This is a genomic window from Brachybacterium sp. Marseille-Q7125, from assembly GCF_023062615.1.
Classification (GTDB): domain Bacteria; phylum Actinomycetota; class Actinomycetes; order Actinomycetales; family Dermabacteraceae; genus Brachybacterium.
The window spans coordinates 1-5,688 of the sequence record NZ_JALLAL010000084.1 but is presented as its reverse complement, the minus strand read 5'-3'; the positions used below and the strand labels follow the sequence as shown (position 1 = coordinate 5,688).

8 protein-coding genes and 2 pseudogenes are annotated in these 5,688 nt (G+C 71.6%); 4 read left to right on the top strand and 6 right to left on the bottom strand.

The features are described 5' to 3' along the window. Positions 1–138 precede the first annotated feature (138 nt). Both MU407_RS13430 and MU407_RS13425 read left to right on the top strand, forming a co-directional pair. A complete protein-coding gene (locus tag MU407_RS13430; RefSeq protein ID WP_246958227.1) occupies positions 139–327 on the top strand; it encodes a hypothetical protein in 189 nt (62 codons plus the stop codon). 169 nt (positions 328–496) lie between these two features. Further along, entirely contained in the window at positions 497–817 is a 321-nt protein-coding gene (locus MU407_RS13425) for a hypothetical protein (RefSeq protein WP_246958225.1), read from the top strand. A 104-nt stretch (positions 818–921) separates the two neighbouring features. Here the strand turns inward: MU407_RS13425 and MU407_RS13420 are convergent, their stop codons facing one another. The 3 genes from MU407_RS13420 to MU407_RS13410 form a co-directional block, all read right to left on the bottom strand. Continuing rightward, positions 922–1,584 carry a carbonic anhydrase gene (locus tag MU407_RS13420; RefSeq protein WP_102235660.1) on the bottom strand — a complete coding sequence of 221 codons (663 nt, stop codon included), beginning with the start codon at positions 1,582–1,584 and terminating at the stop codon, positions 922–924. A gap of 136 nt (positions 1,585–1,720) precedes the next feature. Then, a complete protein-coding gene (locus MU407_RS13415; RefSeq protein ID WP_233190651.1) occupies positions 1,721–2,302 on the bottom strand; it encodes a PfkB family carbohydrate kinase in 582 nt (193 codons plus the stop codon). Between the two features lie 16 nt (positions 2,303–2,318). Further along, positions 2,319–2,780, bottom strand: coding sequence for a TraR/DksA C4-type zinc finger protein (locus MU407_RS13410; protein ID WP_246958224.1), 462 nt, complete (start codon positions 2,778–2,780; stop codon positions 2,319–2,321). A gap of 558 nt (positions 2,781–3,338) precedes the next feature. On the opposite strand from MU407_RS13410, the pseudogene MU407_RS13405 reads away from it, so the two are divergent. After that, positions 3,339–3,572: pseudogene (locus tag MU407_RS13405) on the top strand (MFS transporter); the annotation flags it as partial. 210 nt (positions 3,573–3,782) lie between these two features. Here the strand turns inward: MU407_RS13405 and MU407_RS13400 are convergent. After that, positions 3,783–4,715, bottom strand: a complete 933-nt coding sequence (locus tag MU407_RS13400; protein WP_246958222.1) for a cation diffusion facilitator family transporter — start codon at positions 4,713–4,715, stop codon at positions 3,783–3,785. Continuing rightward, on the bottom strand, positions 4,712–5,104 hold the full coding sequence (locus MU407_RS13395; RefSeq protein WP_102235666.1) for a metalloregulator ArsR/SmtB family transcription factor: 393 nt from the start codon (positions 5,102–5,104) through the stop codon (positions 4,712–4,714). The genes MU407_RS13400 and MU407_RS13395 overlap by 4 nt, the downstream gene beginning before the upstream one ends. Before the next feature lie 316 nt (positions 5,105–5,420). Between MU407_RS13395 and MU407_RS13390 the strand changes: the two genes are divergently transcribed. Next, positions 5,421–5,564, top strand: a complete 144-nt coding sequence (locus tag MU407_RS13390) for a hypothetical protein (RefSeq protein ID WP_199173887.1) — start codon at positions 5,421–5,423, stop codon at positions 5,562–5,564. Here the strand turns inward: MU407_RS13390 and MU407_RS13385 are convergent. After that, positions 5,564–5,688: pseudogene (locus tag MU407_RS13385) on the bottom strand (alkane 1-monooxygenase); the annotation flags it as partial. The gene MU407_RS13390 and the pseudogene MU407_RS13385 sit on opposite strands and share 1 nt — an antisense overlap.

Below are 5,688 nucleotides of genomic sequence, written 5' to 3'. Positions count from 1 at the left end.
ATGTCCATCGCGTCGTGGAGCATCTGGCGGGCGGTCAGGCCGCCCTGCTCGGGGCGGCCGCCGTAGTGACCGAAGCTGAGGAATCCGAAGGCTCGCATGAGACAAGCCTAGCCCGGGTGGTTGAAAAGTTGATGAATAGTGTCGGAGCAGGGCGTGTGGGCGCGGGTGCTCGCGAAGGTCCAGTCGCTGACGCATCAGCGCGGCGAGCTCGACTGGATGGCCTCGATCGACTCGACGATCGTGCGCGTGCATCAGCACGGCGCGACCCTCAAGCGGGACACAAAGGGCCAGGTCGAACGACAAGGAGTTCGGGGCCGAGCCTCCTGATCACGCGATCGGCCGTTTCAACAAAATCAAGCAATGGCGCGGCATCGCGATGCGCTCCGACAAGACCGCCCGGAACAATCACTCCGCCGTCTGCCTCGCCGCAACACTCCAATGGGTTTAGCAACACGCCCTACTGGGCCTGGCGGCCATCGAGCACCTCGGTGCGCTCGTGCGGGTCCTCGTGCCGCAGCGCCCCGCCTTCACCGACGCGGAGCCCGCCCCCGCCCCCGAGCACCTCGCCGACGCACCGTCGATCGCGCAGGTGCAGATGGTCGTCGTCTCCTCCCCGGCCCCGGAGGAGACCACCGTCGGCGGTGGCTCCTGGTACGCGCTCGGGCAGCACGGCGAGCAGCTCGCCCTGCTGGTCCCCGGTGAGGACGGCGCCGAGGTGCGCGAAGCCGCGCCGGGCTCCCTCGCGGACGCGCTGTGCGCGAAGGTGATCGGCGCGATAGATCACGTCACCGCCCACGCCGCGGGGAGGGCCGCCTGATGAGCTTCCAGGGCATGGACACCGAGCAGGTCACGGGACAGTCCGAGGCGCTCGCCCGGGCGGCGCAGCGCCTCGAGGGGCTGCTCGGCGGCTGAACGCTCTGCTCAGCGCGCGACGTCGAGCTGACCGACCCAGGAGATCGGGGAGACCCGGCCCTCCTCGAGCTGGTACTGGCAGCCGACGATCCCGAGCCTGCCCTCGGCGACCGCGTCGGAGATGACGGTGGACTGGCGCATGAGGGCGTTGACCGTCTCGTTGAGGTGGCGACGGCCCACGGCGTCCACGTCGATCAGCGTCGGCTCGACGTAGGGGCTGACCTGCTGGGTCGCGAACCACTCCTGCTGTACGGCCGGGCGGATCTCCTCGAGCTCCTTGCGGATCGCGGGGGTGACCTCGCTGGGGTTCGCGGTGGTCTGGTCGATCGCGGCCTTCACTGCGCCGCAGGAGCCGTGGGCGAGCACCACGATGACGGCGACGCCGAGCTCCGCGACCGCGAACTCCATGGTCGCGACCGTGTTCTCGTTCGCGATCTGGCCAATGTTGCGCACCACGAAGAGATCGCCCAGGCCGCAGTCGAAGAGGATCTCCGCCGCGACGCGTGAGTCGGAGCAGCCCAGGAACGCCGCGTTCGGCGCCTGCGCCCCGATCAGCTCGGAGCGACGGGCCGCGTTCTGCTGCGGGTGGCGCAGCTCCCCGGCCATGAACCTCTCGTTCCCCTCGGCGAGGGCGTCCCAGGCCTGCTGGACGGTGACGCGGGGAGTAGTCATGGGGGCGGTCCTTCGTGGTGGGGTCCGCCGGGCGGGTCCGCTCGGCGCAGGGGCGCGACCTCGCGGGCTCACGCCCCGCCGCAGGATACTCCCGCGTCCGCTCCGGCTCCGTGGCGTCCGCCGTGAGGGCGTCGCCTCAGGCCTCGTGCTGGTTCACGACCAGCGGGTCCGAGGCGCGCAGCACTGCCGGATCCAGCTCCATCACCGGTGCGGGGTTGTGGAGGAACCGGCCCCTGACCAGGGCGGGCAGCACCTCGATACCGTCCCGCGGGATCTCCCCCTGGCATACGACGATGCGCGCTGCGGAGATGACCTCGCCCGCGGCCCGCACTCGGGCGGCGTCCATGGCGTCGTTCGCGCCCGCGATGACGACGATCGAGTTCTCGCCGTCCTCCGCGACCGTCACGATCGCCAGTCCCGTCGGCCCCTCGATCTCCGCGACATGGCCGAGGTCGACGCCGGCCTCGCGCAGCGCGGACAGCGCCACCTCGGCCTGGACGTCGGAGCCGACGGCACCCACCATCGCGACCCGGGCGCCGAGGCGCGCGGCGGCGACCGCCTGGTTCGCTCCCTTGCCGCCGGGGAGCATCTGCCCGCCCGTGCCGTGCAGCGTCTCTCCGGGCCGGGGGTGGCGCTGCACCTGCGCGAGGAGGTCGACGTTCACGGAGCCGACGACGACGATCGTGCCGTCGGGCGAGGAGGCGGTCGCAGCGGTCATGACGGGAAGCCTACGGTCAGGAGGCGTGATCCACGCAGGTCCTCGCCGTCGGCCGGACCTCGAGGCGGGCGCGCGGGATCGGCCGCCCGCACACCTCGCAGATGCCGTAGCTGCCGTCCTCGAGCCGCTGCTCGGCGGCGTCGAGATCGACGAGGTGCTGCTCGTCACCGGCCAGCAGGGCCTCGGTGCGGGAGCGGTCCACGGCGGTGGTCTGCCCCTCGGGGTCGTGCTCGTCGTCGGTCGAGGTCAGCGCCATCCCGTCGAGGATCGCGGCGTGGTCGCGGCGGAGCGCCTCGATCCGCTCGTGAGTGCGGGTGCGTTCGGCCTCGAGCAGGGCGCGGAGGTCGCCCTCGGGGACCGCCTGGAACTCCCCGAAGGTGGCGAACTGCGGCGTGGCCCCGAGGGCCTCGCCGTAGAACTCGAACGCCTCGCGGGCGTTGCCGTCGAAGTTGAGGTAGGGGTGCAGTGCAGCAGGCATGGCGGACGTCCTCCTCGGCGTCGGCGCCGGCTAGTTGCCGGGCCCTCGGGGAGAGCGTAGGCCCGGGGGCCGACAGCCGCCAGGGGCGATGCGACGGACAGCCCATGACCTGCGGTCGCCCCCTGCGTACGCTCGTCCGGGTGACCTCCTCGCTCCCAATCTCCCTGCGCCGACGCCGATTCGCGCTGTACGCCCTGTTCCTGCTGCCGGGCCTGAGCATGTCCGCGTGGGTCACCCGCACGCCCGCGGTGCGGGACCTGCGGGATGCCTCCACTGCGCAGATGGGGCTGGTGCTCTTCGGCCTCTCGATCGGGTCGATGCTGGGGATTCTCTCCTCCGGACCGCTCGTGATGCGGCTCGGCACCCGTCCCGTGGTCCTCGCGGGTTCGACGTTGGTGGTCGTCGCACTGCCCACGATCGCGCTCGGCGCCTCGATGGGACAGCCGCTCCTCACCGCCTTCGGCCTCGCGCTGTTCGGCGGCGGCATGGGCGGCGACGCCGCGGCCCGCGATCTGGAGGTACCTGCGGCTGGTGTGCATCGGCGGGGTCGTGCTCGCCATGGCGCTCGCCGAGGGCACCGCCAACGACTGGCTGCCGCTGATCATGGTCGACGGGCACGGCTTCGACGCGACGATGGGCTCACTCGTGTTCGCGCTGTTCGCGGCCTCGAGGACGATCGGCCGCTTCTCCGGCGGGCCGATCGTGGAGCGCGTCGGCCGCTCCCGCGTGCTCCTGGTCAGCGCCCTGTTCGCCGCGACCGGCCTCGCGCTCATCGCCTACGTGGACAGTCAGGTCGTGGCCGTCGTCGCCGTCGCGCTCTGGGGCCTCGGCGCCTCCCTCGGCTTCCCCTCGCGGTCGCGCTCCTCGCGGCGGTGCTCAGCCCCGCCACCGCGACGCGCAGGCCGACGGCGGAGGAGCAGCTGGGGACGGCGGAAGCAGGGGGAGGGTCCGCGGCGTCTGTTCTGTGAGGTGAACAGGCCGTGTTCCTCGGCGGCGCCGCGCTCAGACGTGCAACGTTCGGGCCTTTTCACGCGCGTGCACGTCGGGGCTCTCCATCTGGATGGTCGCGTGCTCGAAGGCGACGGGGAAGTGTGTGCGCACGCACTCGCGGACCTCCTCGAGGATCTCCATCGCGTGTGACGAGCCGAAGCACTCCTCGGCCACCACCACGTGCGCGGAGAGGATCGGCAGGCTGCTGCCGACGTTGGAGGCGTGCAGGTCGTGGACGTCCTGGACGTGCTCGAGAGCCAGCAGGTGCTCGCGCACCTCGTCGAGGTCCACGCCCTCGGGGGCGTACTCCATGAGGATCCGCAGGGTGTCGCGCAGGATCCGCATCGCGCGCGGCACGATCAGCGCCGCGATGAACAGGCCCGCGAGCGCGTCGGCCTGCTGGAAGCCGGTGTACCGGATGACCAGCGCCGCGACGATCACGCCGAGGGAGCCGAGCGCGTCGTTGGCGACCTCGAGGAAGGCGGCCTTCATGTTCAGGCTGGTGTCCCTGCCGCCGGCGAGCACGAGGATCGCCACCAGGTTCACCGCGAGCCCGACCGCGCCGAAGACGAGCAGCTCCGTCGAGGCGATCTCGGGCGGGGAGGCGAGGCGGCGCAGCCCCTCGATCGCGGTGTAGGTGCCGACGACGATCAGCAGCGTCGCCTGGGCCAGCGCCGCGAGCACCTCGATCCGGGCGAAGCCCCAGGTGCGGGTGGGGCTCGCGGGGCGCAGCAGCATCGTCGCCGCGATCAGGGCGACCAGCAGCCCGGAGGCGTCCACGAGCGCATGCGCGGTGTCGGTGAGCAGGGCGAGGGAGCCCGTGACCACGCTGCCGACCGCCTGCGCGAGGACGATCAGCGCCGTCAGCCCGAAGGCGATCGCGAGGCGGGTGCGGCCGGTCGTCGGGGAGGCATGGCTGTGGCCGTGGGTGTGCGAGGCGGTCATCGCGGGCTCTCCTCGTCGGCCGGGCCGCCGCCGACGCGCGGGTCGTGCAGGTGCTCGTGGATCGTCGGCGCCGCGCCCGCGCCGGAGAGCATCGTCGCGGCCATGGCGAGCAGGGAGCGCAGCTGCTCCGGGTCCGACAGGGAGAACCAGGAGGCGCGGCCCTCGCTGCGGGAGCGGATCAGTCCGCAGTCCCGCAGGCAGGCGAGGTGCTTGCTGACCGTGGACTGGGCCAGGTGCAGGTGGTCGACGAGATCCCGTACCCGGTGCTCGCCGGTGGAGAGGTGCTGGAGCAGCGTGAGCCGAGTCGGCTCGGCCAGCGCGTGGAAGAGCGCGGCCTGGGACTCGTCCACGTCGAAGAGAGGGGGAGAGGATTCCATCGGCATCGCCATACGGGGATCATATCGATGAATGGCGATGAATGGGAGGTGGGGGCGCGGGTTCTCGTGGCGACTTCCGTGGACGTCATGTGCTTCAGGTGCGTGATGTACGTGGATTCCTTCGACGACTCCCCGGCTCGGAGGCGGACGGCCGGTGTTCGGTCGGGAGCGGTGGGTGACGACGGGCCCTCGCCGCTGGTTTATACCCCCTAGGGGTATAGGGGCAAGCCATGAGCACACAGCACGAGGGGCACGGGCGGCAGGACCCCACGTCGCCCTCGGCGTCGGAGGCGGCGATCGGGGCACGCACCAGCACGACGGCCACGACATGCACGCCGGTCACGACGCGTACGCCGGGCACCACGGGCACGGCGATCACGTCGCGCAGTTCCGTCGGATGTTCTGGATCATGCTGGTGATCGCGGTGCCGGTCGTCGGCCTTTCGCCGATGTTCGCGCACCTGATCGGCTAGCGCATGTCGATCACGCCCGTGCCCACTTCGATCCGCTCGGTGCGGGCGGCGATCGCGGAGAGCAGCGGCATGGGTGCGGCGGACTGCTGCGCGAAGTGGTGGACGCGGAAGTAGGCGCCGTTGA

Excerpts from the sequence above, each read along its gene's own strand:
- MU407_RS13410 (WP_246958224.1), bottom strand. The coding sequence starts at position 2,780 with ATGCCTGCTGCACTGCACCCCTACCTCAACTTCGACGGCAACGCCCGC.
- MU407_RS13420 (WP_102235660.1), bottom strand. The coding sequence starts at position 1,584 with ATGACTACTCCCCGCGTCACCGTCCAGCAGGCCTGGGACGCCCTCGCC.
- MU407_RS13415 (WP_233190651.1), bottom strand. The coding sequence starts at position 2,302 with ATGACCGCTGCGACCGCCTCCTCGCCCGACGGCACGATCGTCGTCGTC.
- MU407_RS13400 (WP_246958222.1), bottom strand. The coding sequence starts at position 4,715 with ATGACCGCCTCGCACACCCACGGCCACAGCCATGCCTCCCCGACGACC.
- MU407_RS13390 (WP_199173887.1), top strand. The coding sequence starts at position 5,421 with ATGCACGCCGGTCACGACGCGTACGCCGGGCACCACGGGCACGGCGAT.
- MU407_RS13395 (WP_102235666.1), bottom strand. The coding sequence starts at position 5,104 with ATGGCGATGCCGATGGAATCCTCTCCCCCTCTCTTCGACGTGGACGAG.